This window comes from Pseudoalteromonas sp. AS84 (assembly GCF_038900255.1).
In the GTDB taxonomy this organism is placed as follows: domain Bacteria; phylum Pseudomonadota; class Gammaproteobacteria; order Enterobacterales; family Alteromonadaceae; genus Pseudoalteromonas.
Genome location: NZ_JBBMQY010000006.1, coordinates 199,446 through 217,368, shown reverse-complemented (window position 1 = coordinate 217,368; position 17,923 = coordinate 199,446). Strand labels below are relative to the sequence as shown.

The following is a 17,923-nucleotide window of genomic DNA, read 5'->3' as shown; positions in this document are numbered from 1 at the left end:
AAGTGGTGTGAGCCATTAAGCTAACTTGTACTAATTACCCGTGAGGCTTAACCATACAACGCCAAACGCGTTTTATGCGACAGTTTAGACAGAAGTTAATATGACTAAAGTAGATATTACTTAAAGAAAGACTTAAAAAATATTATCAGATATTTTCCAAATTCAGTTAGTGCGTAGCGATACGAACTGACAACCAAATTTGCTTGGTGACAATAGCGTTTTGGACCCACCTGATCCCATGCCGAACTCAGTAGTGAAACGAAACAGCGCCGATGATAGTGTAGCATTTGCTATGTGAAAGTAGGACATTACCAGGCTTCAAATTGTAGAAAGCCCGAATCTAACGATTCGGGCTTTTTTACGTCTGCAGAAAAGTGAAATGCGCGCAGTTAACACTCACATCAACACCTATCACGTAGGGCGAGCGAAGCGACTTCCGATGCTAGAATCACACCAAAAGCCCTCAATATCTCTGCACGCCGATAAGTATGTAGCATTTCACTGTGACTTTTTACTGCGGTGGGCACCATGACATCCTACTGCGTAGCGCACCGACCTCAAATTGTAGTAAGCTCGATTCGAAAGAGTCGGGCTTTTTTACGTCTGCAAAAAATTGATTCAGGGATTCCTCTAGAACGAAGAACTTCTTAGTAAATCATTTATATCAATCAGCAATAATATTTAATCAATTTGAGGGTTTAAACCTGACGCTAAATACGTTAAAAACCTCATGTATGAAACAACTGAATAACGAATTTTTTGCCCTTCTTTTATCGACTCCGCTTAGTTATTGCTCTAATCTCAATTTATGATCTGTTCAATTATGTAGTTTATAAAATGTGACAGAGCTCGTTTAGATAAAATTAGAATAATAAGGGTTTAATAATGAGTGAAATTGATAATCATCCGCATGGTATTTTTTGTTGGTCAGAACTTTGTACGCACAATTGGAAAGATGGTAAGGCGTTTTATACATCATTATTTGATTGGGGATATGACGATCAACCTATTGGAGAAAACATATACTACACCATGCTACAAAAGCAAGGTGATGATATAGCCGCTATGTATGAAATGCCTAAAGAGCAAATTAGTGCAGGGATCCCAAGTCATTGGTTGGCTTACATTGCCGTCGATAATGTTGATGACTGTGCGCTAAAAGCAAAAGAACTGGGTGCTGAAGTTATTGCAGGTCCTCATGATGTTATGAATGCAGGCCGAATGTTGATGCTAAAAGATTCTGTAGGTGCAACTGTAGCGTTATGGCAAGGCAATGAGCATAAAGGTTGTAAGCACTTAGGTGAATTAAATACATCTTATTGGCATGAGTTAGCAACCAGAGATAGTAAAGTAAGTAGAGACTTTTACTGTACTTTACTAGGCTGGGAAAGTGAAATAAAACCAATGGAAGGTATGGACTACACTTTATTCTTAGTGGATGGACAGCCAATTGCTGGCATGCTTGAAATGACAAATGAGTGGCCCGAAGATATTCCTGCTCATTGGATGATTTATTTTGCAGTAGAGAGCTGCGATACAGCAGTAAATAAAGCCGCTAGCTTAGGTGGGCAAGTATGTGTTCCTGCAACAGATATCCCCGATGTTGGTCGTTTTAGTGTTATATGCGACCCTCAAGGTGCTGTATTTTCGGTGATCGAATCTGTTATGGATGACGTTTAAACAACTACATTAGCTTTAGCGTTAATTTACTCGTTAGTTTGCTATAATACGCGCCAATTAAATCGTCAGAAAGTGCAGAGAACGCAATGGAATTTGAACAAGATAGCAATTTAACCCTTCCTTTATTTCTATTAGATGAATCATTAAGCTCTAGAGATTTAGAGCAGCCTGATTTTGAAATATCAATTGGACTTGATGATGAGTTACTTGCTCAAATTTGCCAAAATCCAAGTGAAGATAGCAGTGTAGCTATTACCGTTAGTGGTTATGAATTGCTTATAACGGATTCTCTGTATTTAAGTATATTAGAGCAAGAGCATGATGCGCAGATAACATTAACGCATGGACCTCTTTTAAGTATTGTTTTAAATACTGAAGGTCAGAAAACATTCGTTTCTCCTCAAATGGATATGATGCCCACCTTTGATTTAGGTGACGAGGACGAATGAAAAAAATAATAATAAGTACATTTGTATTAATTATCCTTAGTGGTTGTGCTTACCTAGGTAATGCGCATTACGATGATTTATTTGGACCTGAACAAGCGCAAGAACGTATCGTTCCACATTCTACTCTTGCTGGAGCTGATTTTTTACAAAATGTAAAACCAGTACTCGATACCCGCTGCGTCGTCTGCCATGGTTGTTATGACGCACCTTGCCAGCTTAAGCTCTCATCCCCTGAAGGTATTGATCGAGGTTTGAGTAAAGAGCTTGTTTACGATGGAACTCGTTTATTGGCAACGACCCCAAGCCGTCTATTGTTTGATGCAACCAATACACAGCAATGGCGAGAAAAAAACTTTACCCCAGTGCTAAATGAGCGCGTGCAAAGTGAAGAAGCTAACTTAGCGGGTAGCGTTTTATTTAATAGTTTAGTGCTAAAGCAAAGTTATGAATTACCAGCTAATGAGGTTTTAGATGATGAATTTGATTTTTCATTAGGGCGTTCGCAAACCTGTGCGACAATGGGAGAGTTTGACCGATTAGCTGACGAGCAACCTCATGGTGGTATGCCTTATGGCTTACCTGGGGTTTCGCGCGAAGAGTTTAATCATTTGCAGAACTGGCTTAAAAGTGGCGGTAAAATGTCACACGTTAAGCCTCCAAGTGAATATGATCAGAATAAAATAAAGGGCTGGGAGGCCTTTTTAAATCAAGATAATTTAAAGTATCAGTTATCAGCACGTTATATTTATGAGCATTGGTTTTTAGCTCATATTTATTTTACATCAGAGAACCCACAAAGCTTTTTTAAACTCGTTCGCTCGAGTACACCTCCTGGTGAGACAATAAAGTTAATAAATACGCGTCGTCCATATGACGATCCTAAAGTTAGCCGTGTTTATTATCGCTTTATGCAAGAGCGTACAACAATACTTTCTAAAACGCATTTACCGCTTGAGCTTAATGAAGCTAAGTTACTGCGTTTATACGAGCAGTTTATTGCGCCAGATTATACTGTCACGCAAATGCCTAGCTATAAAGCAGAGTCGGCTTCTAATCCTTTTAAAACCTTCGAAGTGATCCCTATTAAGTCTAAATATCAGTTTATGCTTGATGAAGCAGAGTTAATTATTATGGGCTTTATAAAAGGACCTGTTTGTCGTGGTCAGATTGCTTTAAATGTTATAAATGATCACTTTTGGGTGGCATTTGCTGATCCTGATAAGGTTGCGACTCCTGCTGTAGGTGAAATGCTAATGCAACATGAGGAAGCTCTAGAACTTCCTGCCGCAGAGGAAAGTAATGCGTTACCTATTTCTAGCTGGGTTAAATACTCAGTTCGTGAGAAAAAATATTTACAGGCAAAAGTTGAGCTTGCTAACGAAATGTTTAAAGGTGGCGAGCACCTTACAACTGACTTGCTTTGGAAAGGTGATGGGCATAATAAAAATGCTGCGCTGACTATTTTCCGCCATTTTGATAGTGCAACCGTTGTTAAAGGCTTTATTGGTCAAGAGCCTAAAACCACTTGGATACTTGATTATGCGTTATTCGAACGTATTCATTATTTGCTTGTGGCAGGCTTTGATGTATACGGAAATATAGGCCATCAATTAGTTACACGTTTGTATATGGACTTTTTACGTTTAGAGGGAGAGCAAAACTTTTTAGCTCTATTACCTGAGCACAAGCGTAATCAAATTAAAAAGCAGTGGTACCGTAATTCACCACCTGACTTATCTAAGTTCTTTAAAAGCAATCGTGAATTTAGCCAGCCAAGTGGTATTAACTATGAAACTGATGATCCACAGCATGAGCTATATACCTTGATGAAAGAAGCCTTAGCGCCTGTATTAAGTGAGCAATATGATTATACTAAAGTTTCTAAAGAGTTAAGTATAATAAATAACATGCCAGCAAAAGCGATCAATTTATTACCACAATTGTCTTTTGTATTAGTTAAGCAAGCCGATAATAGTCATAAGGCTTACACCATTATCCATCATAACGCGCACTACAATATATCTAGTTTGTTAAATGAAGATGGCCAACGTGCTTATGATGAAGATACCGCGACTATTGTTCCTGGCTTTATCGGTGATTACCCAGCAGCTATTTGGTATTTAAATAACGAGCAACAAGTGAATGCTTTTGCTGAGCAATTACCAATGATGCAAATTGAAGCTGATTATCGCGCTTTAAAAAGTAAATATGGTATTCGCCGCACTCACCCACAGTTTTGGCAATACAGCGATATATTGCACGAAACGGCTAAACAATATCGAGGTATAGAATATGGAATGTTTGACTATAATCGATTAGAGAACCGTTAACGCCTACCTTAATATGCCCAGTTTTTGCTGGGCTTTTTATTGTTTATTAACTTAAAAACATAATTACTCTGACTGATTTTTTGTTTTATAAAATTAGTCTACACTTAAATAAAAAACAGGCTGTTGCATGTTCGATATTATTAAAAGTGTTAGAAAGCGATATCGATGGGCGTTATTGACTATTGCTCTTCTAATCAGTGGTTCTGCTCTATTGTTACAATATAGCTTCTCCGTTCAAAAGTACGATGCAAAAGTTATTAATATTGCTGGTAAGCAAAGAATGCTGTCGCAAAAAATAGCGTGGCATAGCAATGCCATACTCAACATTAGTAATTACTCACCACTTCATACTGAATCGCTTGAGAAATCTCTCAATACATTTAAAAAATCCCACCAAACATTATTAACAAAAAATTCTGATGGTGAATACATTTATTTAGATTCAGCATTAGTGGATTTATATTTTGGTGCAACTACTGGCTTGGATAAGACCGTATTAGAATATGTAGAACAAACTGAAAGGCTTTTGTATCAAAAAGGTGAGGTAAACCAGTCTCTATTTTCAATAGAGCATGTTGAAACGTTATTAACAAAGCTTGATAAGGCAGTGAGCTTATTGGAATCTCAAGCTGTTAAAAAAGTAAATTGGGTCGCCAACCTAGAGATACTATGTTGGTTATTGGCAATGACATTATTACTTATTGAGTTAAGATTTGTTTTTATACCAATGGAAAAAGAGGTTTCAGACACGCTTTTAGAGCTACAAAAACAAAAAGATTTTGTTTATCAAACAAGTCAAAATAAAGAGCATTTTATTGCCAGAGCTAGTCACGAATTTAGAACACCTTTACAGGGACTTATTACGTCTATTGAGGAATTAGAGGTTTCTGATAAACAGCAAAGCGTTAAAACCCAAGCTAACTATTGCGCGCTTAGGTTAATAGCTATATTAGATGAATTACAAGACTTGCAGGCTTTAAGCGCTGGTAAGTGGGTACCGCATTTAAATGATGAAAACCTTCTAGAGTCGTGTAATAAAGTACTAATGGCTTACGAGCATGCTTGTCAGCAAAAAGGTCTTAAACTAGTAAGTTATTTAGATGAGTCGTTAAATTTTGTCTGTAAATTGGATCATCAACGGTTTCAGCACACATTAACAGAGTTAATTAGTAACGCTATTAAGTTTACGACTGAAGGTAAAATTACTGTATCTGCTAAGCTATTTAATGACGAGCTGTGTGTAACGGTAAGTGATACTGGCTGTGGTTTTTCGAAAGAGATTACTGAGCTTGAATTTGATTCATTTAAACAAACAAACCACTTCCAAGGGTTAAGAACAGGCCTGACTCGGGTTCAGTATGTTGTAAAAGCTTTGCACGGCGAAATTACTTTTAAAAATAATGAAGTCCATGGAGCGTTGGTATCGTTGAGTTTACCAATAATCGTCAGTAAAGATCTCCCAGAATCTCGTAAAATAAATGACAAACTAAAATGTTTAGTTGTAGAAGATAACCCATTAAATACCATGTTATTGACCAGAATACTTACTTTGTTAAATTTAACCTATGATTGCGCTGAAAATGGCCAAGTGGCGTGCGATATGGTATGTAAAAATCACTACGATATTATTTTTATGGACTTAAATATGCCAGTAATGGATGGGTTTGAGGCGATTAAAAAAATACGCTCTGAACTTAATAAGGTAACGCCAATTATTGTTATAACAGCAAATACCTCACAAAAGGATATGGAGCGAGTTTATAAATACGGGGCTAACCTTCATATTCATAAACCAATAAATAAACAAGCAATTGAAGATGCATTAAATAGTATTAGCGTTGCTAGGGCGTGTTGATCTTTGGTAGTTGAATTTGCAGCAGACTGTTTGGTTTTTAGGCAAGGCAGAGCCTATGTAGCGTGGTTATTCCCCATAAATAGGCGATAACGCAGCATAAATACCAAACATGCGCTGCCCATTGGGTTCTTTCTAGGGACGATTAACTCTTTGTTACTCGGTTTTGACTTAGCCCACTAGGTTACAAACCTCGCGCCGCGATTTAATCGCCCCTAGATTGAACAAATTTCAATCCACAAAGATCAATACGCCCTAGTGAAATAAATTAATTTTGCAGATAACAAGCTTGCTAAGCACTTTTAATATACGTTAACTTGCTGTTTTAAGGTTTATTAGGAAAAGTTAGTGCAGTCAATTACGCTTGAGCAATTCAATGGTTATTTACAAGGGCAAGGTAAAAGCCGTTACGCTATATGCAACCTAGATTGGCAAGTGAACCTAGGAGAACATTGGTTACTTTTAGGCGCTAATGGAGCGGGTAAATCTGCCCTGACAGCTGCATTAGTTGGTGAGGCTAAGTGCGAAACTGGTAAGCGTATAAGTAGTATTAATAAGCTTATGCTCGTGTCTTCTGATTCGCATAAACAGTTACTAGCTCAAGAATTAGAGCATGGAAAGCACAGCCTCGTTAAAGACCTTATTTTTACAGGGCATAGTAATAATGATGAGTTATTAGCGCAGCTAATAGAATTATTTAAATTTAGCTCATTACTAAATAGGCATTTTAGAGACCTTTCAACGGGTGAAACTCGTAAACTCCTACTTATAAAAGCACTCAGCTCCCATAGTGAGTTAGTCGTGCTTGATGAGCCATTTCATGGACTCGACGTACAATCTTGCCAGCAACTTAATAAAATACTCATAGAACTTAGCCAAACAATTACTTTTGTTTTTGTACTAAACCGCTTAGACGAAATCCCTTCATTCATTACTCACTATGGCTATGTAAACCAAGGTTGCTTGTTACATACTTTGGCAAAGCCAGACAAGGAGCAATTGAGTGATTTACTAAAACTACTTCATTTAGAACATACTTCATTGGATGTGCCTCCTCCTGACGCCGAGCAAGAGCAAAAGGCATTCACCGGTAATACCTTAGTTAAATTGAGTAATGCTAAAGTTAGTTATAGTGATGTAAGCATATTCAAAAATCTCAATTGGACTATAAAAAAGCATCAGCATTGGCAGCTCAGTGGAGCGAACGGTTCAGGTAAAACATGCTTATTAAATTTAGTAACAGGTGATAACCCACAGTGTTATAACAATGACATTGAAGTGTTCGGTTTTAAACGTGGAACAGGGGAGAGTATTTGGGATATAAAACAGCATATTGGTTTTATATCTAACGCGCTACATATGGATTACCGCGTAAGTATATCGGCTTTAAATACTGTTATTTCAGGATTTTACGACAGCATAGGTTTATATCAAAAACCGAGCGACGCACAAATTAATATTGCTCAGCAGTGGCTGGCATTTATTGGTTTAAGTGATAAACAAAACACCTCATTCACCCAGCTTTCGTACGGCGATCAGCGTATGTTATTAATTGTGCGAGCTATGGTAAAGCACCCAACGTTACTTATTTTAGATGAACCCTGCTTAGGCTTAGATGAAGCAAACAGGCAGCGTGTACTGCTACTAATAGAGAAAATTTGTACTGCCAACACAAGTACTGTGATTTATGTAAATCATCATGCGGCAGACAAAATTAAAGGGATAGAGAGCTACTTAAAAATGGAAGACTTTAGGTGTTAGTTCGTTTTTTATATTTTTTATTAATGCTTTGTATTAAATAAATAACAATTTCAATTGCAATAAAAATAGAGGCAAGGATTAACCCACCACTTGGTTTAAAATGCCCCTCTTGGTAGTAATATATTCCATTGATAAAAAGCATCGTGAGAAAAAATAAAATCTCAAATTGAAAACGTTTCATAATTTACCTGAACATTATGAGCTTACTTAGCGAGTTTGTTTACGTAAGCTCTATTGGGGCCATTAATTCTAAAGACGAGTAACGCTAAAGCCTTTATCTCGAAGTTGTTTAAGTAACCCGTGTTTTTCAGGTAAATGCAGGGCGCCTACAGCAATAAATAGCTGCTCGTTTGCTAAGCGCGGTGTGAGTTGTTTAACCCAATTATTATTGCGGTTAGTTAGCATTACTTGCTCGCTAATTTCACCGTAATTACTGTCATCAAAACTCATGTTGTAGTAATCGGTTAGTGTGTCCATGTCACCGCTTTTCCACGCATTAACTAACTTGATAAAGTAAGTATTAATATCGGCGAGTTGCTCAAAGGTTTCTTCAATCATTTCATTGCTTAATAGTGCCATACCATCAAACATTTGTAGTTGTTGCTCTAGGGTTTCAAGCTCGCCAATTTTAATATTATGCTCTTTAGCATAACTAAGCACTTGCTTATCTATGCCGGTTTTATCCGAATAACCTGCATTTTGAAATTCAATTTGCATCATAGTCACCATAACAGCCCAAGGCTTTAAGCCATTAAACATAGCAATATCAATCGACTTTTTAGCAAAGTAATCTTTTAACTTGGTATAATTTTGTTTTGAAAGCTCAGTTTGCAACGTTTTACCGTCACTTAGCATCATAAATGGCATTGAGCGCTGCTGCATCTCAAGGGGAGTAAGTTTGCTTATATCAACTTCAACAATCACTTCTTTGCTTGCACTAATTGCATCGGTTACATTTTTAGGTAAGCCTTTCATGCTGGCATCACCAACGTGTACAGTGCCAAACAAGTAAGAGCTGACGCCATTTTTTTCTATTTTATATAAAGCAGGAGCTGCATAGCTGTTAAGGCTAAATGTTATAAGTAATGCCACAATAAAAAAGTGGCTAACACGGATAAGAGCATTCATGGTTTGTCCTTAAAATCTCAAAATTAGTAGTGTAAATACTAACCTAAATTTACTTCAGAGGTAACGTTAATATAAACGTTAGCGTATTGCTTTCGGTATTACTGGCCGTAATAGTAAAGCCATTTAAGTTACATAAGCTCTGTACAATTGATAATCCTAAACCATGGCGCTGGTTATTAGTTCTAGATGAATCTAGCTGATAGAGCGGGTCAAAAATAGCAGTGAGCTGTTCACTACTTAGTGGTTTATTTACTTTGTTACTAACAGAGATGGTCATGTTTGTGCTGTTATTTACGGCAGTTAATTTAATTGGTGCCTCAGAGAGTCCATAAAATAGTGCGTTATCGATTAAGTTACATAAAATGGTATTTAAACTAAATTCGTCAGCATTAAGTGTAAACTCGTCAGTTATCTCATTATTTAAACGCGCTTTAATACTTAGGTGCTTAAAGGTCAGCTCATCAACAATTTGATTTACTAGGTTATTTAGAATGATATTTTGTGCATTTAATTGCATTGCACTGCTACTTGAGCGCTGCAACAGTAATAGGTTGCTAACAATCGTTTTCATACGCTGTGAAATATTAAGCACATCACTGGTATAGGTGTCGCTAATGCGTTTATCGTCAGGGTAGCGAATAGCCACCTCTGAGAGGCTTATTAGTTCAGCTATTGGGGTTTTAAGCTCGTGTGCAATGTCGCTTGTTAGGCGTTTTTCATTACTATAGAGTTGCTGATTAACGGTAATAAACTTATTTAGCTCGTTACGTATAGGTTCTATTTCTTCTACTTTAAAGTCGCTTTCTATTGTTTGCGCAACACCGGTAATATCGAGTAACTTAATTTGGTCGTTTAAGTTGTGTAGCGGGTGTAGGCCTTTATTTACAATACGTGTCACTAAATAGCGCACACCAAACACACCAAGCACACAGGTTAAAATAAAAACCAGATCAATAATAATCAATACTTTATTAAGTTCGGCGGTGGGCGCTGCAATCGCAAGAGTCATGGTATTAAAAACAGCAGAATGAGTAGGGTTTCTATCGTCTTTTTGGGCTACAAAGTGACTTATAAGTGCGCGGCCATCACGCCCGTTAGGAAGCTCGTAATCTATAATTTTAGATTCGTTTATCGGCATTTCTAAAAAAGGCAGGTTAGCATTTTCATAAAGCTCTAATGAGTCCGAGCGCTCAAACACATCACTGCCATGCCATAACTGGTAAAACTCCGTGGCATCGGCTGCTTCATACTCCGACATAAACTCACCAGCAAAATCAAATTCAACCACGTTGTTGTCATCTTCAACTAAGGTTTTTAAGTAGTTAGCTTTGTTAGTTAGAGATTGATTAAACTGATCTTCCACCCAAGTATCAACACTTAAATCAACGGTTAAAAATATGGTGAATAAAATAACTGAGATCACAGCGCTAATATTATTAACGAGTTTACGCTTTATTGAGTGACTTTTATTTTGTTGTTGCGACATAACCAAATCCACGTTTGTTTTTTATCGGGAGTTCGCCATCAATCTGTCTTACTTTTTTACGTATGGTTGAGATGTGTGCTTCAAGCGCATTTTTAGAGAGCATATCAAACTGACCTACCACGGCCTCACTTATAAGCTCGAGCCCTAATACTCGCTCTGGGGCGTTAAATAAGCATTCTATTATTTTGTATTCATTACGCGTGAGCTCAATGGCATGTTGCTTGTAGTGAAGAGTTTTAAGTGACAGATCTAATACGCAATCACCTACGGTAAGGGTATTTTGTTGGTTTTGCAGTGAACCGCGACGAAGTAATGCAAGGACACGAGCATGGAGTTCTTCAAACGAAAATGGCTTAGTTAAATAATCGTCAGCGCCTTTCATAAGGCCGTTAATTTTATCTTGAGGCTCACTTCGTGCCGATAAAATTAGCACACGGCTTTGGCTATTACTGCTGCGCAGTGCTTGTAAAATACTCATGCCATCAACGCTCGGTAGCATTAAATCAAGTACGAGGAGGTCGTAGTTTCCACTCAGTGCCATACTCAACCCTTCTGAGCCATCACTAGTTTCATCTACGGTAAAACCAAGGTTGCTAAGGCCAACTTGCAAGCTGCGTCTTAATGCTTCAGAGTCTTCAATAACGAGGATTTTCATGTTTACTCGGTTTATAAAAATAGCCTTGTTACTTTAACAAGGCTTTATTATCAAGTCACTTTCTTAATGGTACCAACCATTTGTATAAGCTAAATTACCAAAGTTCGCGTGAGCTAGGGCTTTTTTAACTAGTTGCTCATCGTTTTCACATGGCACAAGCTGGTTATTGCTATACGTATAGGTGGTTGCTGGTTTTTGTGGTTGTAACACCACTACTTTATTATCGTGCATGTAGGCAAAGTTTTTGTCGTATTGCATCATTGCGCGTTGTTTGTTGCCGCTAATTGGCTTTGATAAATCATGACCTATCATAGGGTGCTTACCACTTGCGCCAATTAAAGACAGTAGAGTAACAGGAATATCGAGCTGACTGGCTAGTTGGCTATCTCGTTTATGGGTAATACCTTTACCAAAAATAACGGCCGGGATTTTAAAGTGATCAACCGGTACTAAACTCGCCCCAGATACGCGCGAGTCGTGATCGGCAATAACTATAAATACAGTATCATCCCAGTAGCTCGATTTTTTAGCTTTTTCGATAAACGTGCCTAGTGCATAATCGGCATACTTGGCAGCATTATTACGGGTTTGTTTTTGTTTATCGTACAGCGTTATTTTATCGTCAGGAAAGTCATACGGGCTATGATTAGAGCTTGAAAATATAAGGCTGAAAAAGGGTTTATTTTGTTTTTTAAGCTTAGTAAGTTCTATGTCGGCTTGGTCGTACAAGTCTTCGTCTGATGCGCCCCACGAGCCATTAAAGTCTATTTTTTTAAAGTTATTTGTATCTACAATACTTTTAAAACCGTTGCCTAAAAAGAAGCTTCGCATGTTATCAAAATGGCTTTCGCCGCCATAAATAAACTGCGTGTTGTAATTTTGCTTCGCTAAAAAATCAGCAATGGTAAAAAAGTCGCGTTGTGATTTATCAAGCTTAACAACCGCACGCGAAGGCGTTGGTGTAAACCCTGTAATTACCGCCTCAATCCCACGAACAGAGCGTGTACCCGTAGCGTATAAATTATCAAACCCCCAGCCTTGTTTATAAAGGGCGTCTATATTAGGTGTAAGTGGTAAACCGCCAAGCGTGCCTACATAACGAGCACCTAAACTTTCTTGTAAAATAATGACTAAATTTTTGGGTTTACCTGTATTACTTGCGCCATGAAACGTTTTTGTAGGGGCAGTTACATCACTAAATGCGGCTTGCGTATTTTGCATGTTACTACGCACAATACTAAGCAATTCATCGGTGGGCATTTTACCGTAATAGTCTTGGCTTGATTGCTCATTAGAAAGTTGCTTAACTGCAAACGCGACGCTATAAAGTGAGTTAAGGGTTAAGTCGTTAAGTAAGTGATCAGTAGAAAACGAGACCATGGCGGGGTTAAGTGGTCTGTGCCCTAATGAGTTGCGGGCGCCCAAAATAGTTAAGCATACTAAAACGAGCGCTAAAATTGATTGGTTTAAGCCTGTTAGTGATGACTTGCTTTGCCATTGATTACTAAATACTTTACTTGCAAATTTACAGCTTAAAATAAGTGTTATAACAGCAATAAATACTTCTAACTTATAGCCTGAAAAAATCATTTTTGAGACTTCTTTAGGATAAATTAAATATTCTATAAATAAGCGGTTTGGGCGTAAATCGTACTCGTTTATAAACGTAGGCGTAATCACTTCAAAAAAAACAAGTAAAGCAGACATCGTCACTAAATAAATTTTAATGAGGCCGCGTACTTTATTTTGCCAACCTACGCTTTGCATCAGTAAAGTAAGTAGTAATGCGGGCATAATAATGTAGCTTAGAGTGGCTATATCAACTCTTAAACCACCTATAAATATAGACACCCACGCATGCGATCCAAATACACGCTCCCCTTGCCATACACTTAAACCAAAGCGAGCAAGTGTTAAAAAGCTAAGTGCTAAAACAGCAAATACAACTAAAATCCATACAGGGCCAAGTGCATTTTGTATTTTAGGTATTACTTTAAATATTAGCCTCGTTATTTTAGGTATAAAAGTTAGCTTTATGCCCATAACACAGCCCACCAAATAAGTGCGGCAATTAGCATGGCTATAAACACGCTTGCAGAGGCAATATCTTTAGCTAGCCCCGAAAGCTCATGGTATTCACTGCCAATTCTATCAACTACAACCTCAACTGCCGTATTTACCAGCTCAGCAAACAATACAAAAAGCAGGCTGGCTATAAGCAGTAATTTATCGCTTAGTGCAATCTCTTGTAGCCACACAAACACACCGAGTAACGAAAACAGTGCTAGCTCTTGTTGAAACGCTGCTTCAAATTGACTCATCCATTTTAAGCCGTTAAAAGAATGACTTAAGGTAAAAATAAGGCGCATTAAGCCTTGGCGTTTTATAACGGTTTTATTGCTCATAGTTTTATTTTGCTTGGTGTTGTTTGGCAGCTAGCAAGTAAATCAAGTGATGCCTGATACGTTTTACTTTTAATGCCAATTAAATTTAAAAGGGTGTGAAAAATATTGTTGTGTGAGCGTGCAGCAGTGGTGTCTAAATTAGCCAAGCAGGTATTGGTAATGCGCTGATTATGCTCATCAGCCCACATATAAAGAGGAACATGCGTTTGTGTGCTAGGTGCAAAGCTATACGGAAAACCATGTAAATAAGCCCCAGCTTCGCCAAGTGATTCACCATGATCAGAGACATATAAAAACTGCTTATCTATATTGCTTGGCAGCGCTTTTAATTGCTCAATTACCTGGGCGTTAACAAAGTCGCTGTACGCAATTGTGTTGTCGTAGGTATTAACTAATTCATCGAGTGAGCAGTTTTGAATGTCGCTTCTGTCGCACGTGGGCGTAAATTGCTTAAATTTATTTGGGTAGCGTTTAAAGTAGGTTGGTCCGTGTGAGCCCATCATGTGTAGGACGATAACGGTATTAGCTTGGCTTAAATTAGCGAGTTTGCGCTTAAGCGGAGCAAGCAGTGCTTCATCAAAACAATATTTCCCATCGCAAAGCGCTGATGGGGTGGTTGGTATATCAATATTAACAACACGGGTGCATACGTTTTTACAGCCGCTGTTGTTATCAACCCACAGTACGTCACTGCCAGCTTGTTGTGCTAAGTCAATCAGGTTTTGTTGGTTGTCGGCTGCTAATCGATCAAAGTTATCTTGTGTTTGCAGTGAAAACATACACGGCACAGACACTGCAGTAGCGGTGCCACAAGACACCACATTATTAAAATACGTCACATTATGCTTTTGTGTATAAGGGTTGGTGTTGCGCCCATAACCTTGATAAGCAAAGTTTTCTGCTCGTGCGGTTTCACCAACAACCATAACTGTTACGCTGGTGGTGTTAGGCGCAGTAAGAGTGGGTGTTGCATCTATATTTTTAAATTCCATATTGGTATACAGCAGCTGATCGCGCATATATTTATAACCGCTAGAGAGATACTGAAATGGGATGAGTTCTTTTTTTAAAATGCGGTTATTGCGGCCAGTGGCTGCGTAGTCGGCGTAAAAGTTTACGACCACTAAAGCAATTAGTGAGCAGCACGCTACAATAAGTTTTATACGACTAATCGCTTCTTGGTGAGGGCGGGTAAAGTGTATTTTTACTTTGCTTAATATAAAAACAGGTAGCGCACAAAACAGCAGTAGAAAGCCTATGAGCTGCGGATTTAAATAGCTCAGCGCTTCACTTGAGTCTGTTTCGAACGTGTTTTGAATCATCGAATAGTCAAACACGACGCCGTAATTTAATGAGCCGTAAAGCACGGCACTCGAAATTATCAGTAAAAGGTAGTTAATTGGTTTTAGTAACCACCTAACCGACACTATCGAAAAGAAAATAATTAAAAGGCATAACAAAAGTAGCGGGACTGAAAGTAAAAATATCCATGAAAAAGATGCAAGAGAGGTTATGGCGCTAAACGAACCTTGAATAAAAGGAATGTTTATAACTAAACAGTAATAACAGGCAATCATCACTACAAAGGCATTTGCACTACAGTGAATGTAAAACCGTTTGCTACGGTTTGGTTTTTTTTGTGCTGGTGTTTGACTAATTACGTTCATATTTAGGCTCGTTTAAAATAACAACGCTATGCTATGCAACAACACTTAAGAGTCGCTTAAGAGAACCTACGCATTACCTGAAGGTGATAAATAATTTTATTTATAAAAACATTCTCAAAAATTAATCAAACCTTAAATAAGGGATATAAGAATAGTGAATTTCTGAGATTAAAATTAGAGCATAAAAAAACCACTACTAACCTATATAGTGAATTTTAAAACCTGATAAATTGTGTTTTAGTCTTTTTGTTAGATTAACTTTGGTGTTGACTTAAAGGGCCTAGCGCGGTACTAATATAAAAAGAGAGCGAAGGAATAACCTTCGCGATAATTGAACAAAATTTGGTATTAATTACATGCTTACAAACGCACTTAACCTAGTCCTGATTATTATCGTGGTGATTATTCCCGCGAGGGCTTCGTAGTGCTTTAAAAACTTAAGCATTAAAGAGCCCTCCGCACTTAACCGTTCGGAGGGCTTTTTAGTTTTAAGGGTAAAATTTTTAGCGTAAAAATGTAATTGGGTTGTCACTGAGGAATGAGGGTTTATTAATGACAGGCGCAGAACTAACAATCGACTTATTGGCCAAACACGGCGTAAATGAAGTATTTGGCTACCCAGGCGGAGCTATTATGCCAATTTACGATGCGCTGTATGGCGCGCCAGTCAAACACTACCTTACTCGCCATGAGCAAGGTGCAGGGTTTGCAGCTGTTGGTTATGCTCGCAGTACGCGTAAATTAGGTGTGTGTTTTGCAACATCGGGCCCAGGTGCAACTAACCTAATAACTGCCCTTGCTGATGCGATGATGGACTCAGTACCATTATTGGCGATCACCGGCCAAGTGCCTACTGCAGCTATTGGTTCAGATGCGTTTCAAGAAATAGATGTACTAGGTATGTCGCTTTCGTGTACTAAGCACAGCTACATGGTAGAACGAGCGGAAGACTTAGCAGAGATATTACAAGAAGCAATTCATTTAGCGCAAAGCGGCCGACCAGGTCCTGTACTTGTCGATATCCCTAAAGATATTCAAATGGCGCAAGTCCCTTTTAAACCTTGGCTAGCAGCTGATGAATACTTACCAGAGTTAGATTTAAAGCAAGTTGCTATTGCTAATCAATTGTTGAGTGAGGCTAAACAGCCTGTAGCGTATGTAGGCGGTGGTGTACAAGCCGCTGATGCGCAAGACGAGTTAATGCAGTTTTTAAATAAAACCCAGATGCCTGCTGTATCAACACTAAAAGCATTGGGCAGTGTATTACCTGACTACGAGCATTACTTAGGCATGCTTGGTATGCATGGAACTCAATCTGCTAATATTGCAGTGCAGGAATGTGATGTACTTGTGTGTATAGGTGCGCGCTTTGATGACCGCGTAACGGGTAACTTAGCTAAATTTGCAGCTAAAGCTAAAGTAATTCATTTAGATATTGATGCCGCTGAAGTAGGTAAGCGTAAACCAGCTAAAGCTTCATTAATTGCTGATTTAAAAACCTCTTTACCCGCACTTGAGTGTTTTGTAACACCTAAAGCGTGGTGTGACACAAACAAAGAAATGAATATTAAGCACGCGTGGCGTTACGACTACCCGGGTGAGAAGGTTTATGCACCGTACTTATTAAACCAACTGAGCCAACGCATGCCAAAAACGGGTGTTGTGTGTTGCGATGTGGGTCAGCACCAAATGTGGGTAGCACAGCACATGAAGTTTAGCCACCCGAGTAATCATTTAAGTAGTGGTGGCGCTGGCACAATGGGCTTTGGTTTACCGGCCGCTATTGGCGCACAAGTTGCACGCCCTGATGACTTTGTTATTACTGTGTCGGGCGATGGTTCAATAATGATGAATATTCAAGAATTAGCCACTATTCGCCGTAATAATTTACCTGTAAAAATATTAATTTTAGATAACCAACGCTTGGGTATGGTTCGCCAATGGCAGGAACTATTTTTTGAAGGCCGTTACTCTGAAACTAACCTGTCGGATAACCCTGACTTTGTTCAATTAGCTGCAGTATTTGGTATTCCAGGGCAAACAATTACCCATGCAAACCAAGTTGATGATGCTATTACTGCATTAGTAAACAGCAAAGGTCCGTACATAGTACATGCCTGTATTGATGATAAAGAAAATGTTTGGCCACTTGTACCACCTGGGGCTGCTAACGACGAAATGATGACGGAGAAAGTAAAATGAAACATAGCCTAACTATTGCATTAAAAAGCCAAAGTATAGCGGTAGAGCGCTTTTTACGAGTAGTGCGTCATCGTGGTTTTGACCTTACGCATTTTCAACTCAATATAGATGATGGTTTATACAATGTAGCCATGACGGTAGATAGTGATAAACCTATTCACCTATTAACAAGCCAGCTAAATAAGCTAGTGGATGTTAAAGAAGTCACTGTACAAAATTTACAGCACCAACAGGCTGTGTAATTGCGAATTAAAAAATAATTTACGAGTAACTGAGACACTCAGTTATTTACCAATTTTAGAATGAGG

At 38.4% G+C, this 17,923-nt stretch carries 14 protein-coding genes and 1 rRNA gene; 8 read left to right on the top strand and 7 right to left on the bottom strand.

The features are described 5' to 3' along the window. Positions 1-202: 202 nt before the first annotated feature. From rrf to WNY79_RS09010, 6 genes are all read left to right on the top strand, one after another. Positions 203-317, top strand: a 5S ribosomal RNA gene (gene rrf / locus WNY79_RS09035). A gap of 568 nt (positions 318-885) precedes the next feature. Then, a complete protein-coding gene (locus WNY79_RS09030) occupies positions 886-1,680 on the top strand; it encodes a VOC family protein (RefSeq protein ID WP_342875689.1) in 795 nt (264 codons plus the stop codon). A gap of 86 nt (positions 1,681-1,766) precedes the next feature. Next, the gene (locus WNY79_RS09025) at positions 1,767-2,129 is read left to right on the top strand and encodes a hypothetical protein (RefSeq protein ID WP_024600386.1); all 363 of its coding nucleotides are present in this window, start codon (positions 1,767-1,769) and stop codon (positions 2,127-2,129) included. Beyond that, complete coding sequence (locus tag WNY79_RS09020) at positions 2,126-4,459, top strand: fatty acid cis/trans isomerase (protein WP_342875688.1); 2,334 nt, start codon at positions 2,126-2,128, stop codon at positions 4,457-4,459. Before WNY79_RS09025 ends, WNY79_RS09020 begins: the two co-directional genes overlap by 4 nt. A gap of 127 nt (positions 4,460-4,586) precedes the next feature. Next, the gene (locus WNY79_RS09015) at positions 4,587-6,314 is read left to right on the top strand and encodes a response regulator (RefSeq protein ID WP_342875687.1); all 1,728 of its coding nucleotides are present in this window, start codon (positions 4,587-4,589) and stop codon (positions 6,312-6,314) included. A 345-nt stretch (positions 6,315-6,659) separates the two neighbouring features. Beyond that, positions 6,660-8,072 carry an ATP-binding cassette domain-containing protein gene (locus WNY79_RS09010; RefSeq protein WP_342875686.1) on the top strand — a complete coding sequence of 471 codons (1,413 nt, stop codon included), beginning with the start codon at positions 6,660-6,662 and terminating at the stop codon, positions 8,070-8,072. On the opposite strand, the gene WNY79_RS09005 is transcribed toward WNY79_RS09010, so the two are convergent. From WNY79_RS09005 to WNY79_RS08975, 7 genes are all read right to left on the bottom strand, one after another. Then, positions 8,062-8,253, bottom strand: a complete 192-nt coding sequence (locus tag WNY79_RS09005) for a hypothetical protein (protein WP_182779468.1) — start codon at positions 8,251-8,253, stop codon at positions 8,062-8,064. The genes WNY79_RS09010 and WNY79_RS09005 overlap by 11 nt on opposite strands. Before the next feature lie 68 nt (positions 8,254-8,321). Then, the gene (locus WNY79_RS09000) at positions 8,322-9,200 is read right to left on the bottom strand and encodes a TraB/GumN family protein (RefSeq protein WP_024600390.1); all 879 of its coding nucleotides are present in this window, start codon (positions 9,198-9,200) and stop codon (positions 8,322-8,324) included. A gap of 49 nt (positions 9,201-9,249) precedes the next feature. Continuing rightward, the gene (locus WNY79_RS08995) at positions 9,250-10,686 is read right to left on the bottom strand and encodes a HAMP domain-containing sensor histidine kinase (protein WP_076925336.1); all 1,437 of its coding nucleotides are present in this window, start codon (positions 10,684-10,686) and stop codon (positions 9,250-9,252) included. Continuing rightward, the gene (locus tag WNY79_RS08990; protein WP_076925337.1) at positions 10,667-11,341 is read right to left on the bottom strand and encodes a response regulator transcription factor; all 675 of its coding nucleotides are present in this window, start codon (positions 11,339-11,341) and stop codon (positions 10,667-10,669) included. Before WNY79_RS08990 ends, WNY79_RS08995 begins: the two co-directional genes overlap by 20 nt. A gap of 63 nt (positions 11,342-11,404) precedes the next feature. Beyond that, a complete protein-coding gene (locus WNY79_RS08985; protein ID WP_076925338.1) occupies positions 11,405-13,384 on the bottom strand; it encodes an LTA synthase family protein in 1,980 nt (659 codons plus the stop codon). Beyond that, positions 13,375-13,746: a diacylglycerol kinase gene (locus tag WNY79_RS08980; protein ID WP_294120974.1), complete on the bottom strand. Its 372-nt coding sequence runs from the start codon at positions 13,744-13,746 to the stop codon at positions 13,375-13,377. The genes WNY79_RS08985 and WNY79_RS08980 overlap by 10 nt, the downstream gene beginning before the upstream one ends. After that, complete coding sequence (locus WNY79_RS08975) at positions 13,743-15,413, bottom strand: phosphoethanolamine--lipid A transferase (RefSeq protein ID WP_342875685.1); 1,671 nt, start codon at positions 15,411-15,413, stop codon at positions 13,743-13,745. Before WNY79_RS08975 ends, WNY79_RS08980 begins: the two co-directional genes overlap by 4 nt. Positions 15,414-15,965: 552 nt before the next feature. Between WNY79_RS08975 and ilvG the strand changes: the two genes are divergently transcribed. After that, positions 15,966-17,615, top strand: coding sequence for an acetolactate synthase 2 catalytic subunit (gene ilvG, locus WNY79_RS08970; RefSeq protein ID WP_342875684.1), 1,650 nt, complete (start codon positions 15,966-15,968; stop codon positions 17,613-17,615). After that, positions 17,612-17,857, top strand: coding sequence for an acetolactate synthase 2 small subunit (gene ilvM / locus WNY79_RS08965; protein WP_076925340.1), 246 nt, complete (start codon positions 17,612-17,614; stop codon positions 17,855-17,857). The genes ilvG and ilvM overlap by 4 nt, the downstream gene beginning before the upstream one ends. Positions 17,858-17,923: the final 66 nt, after the last annotated feature.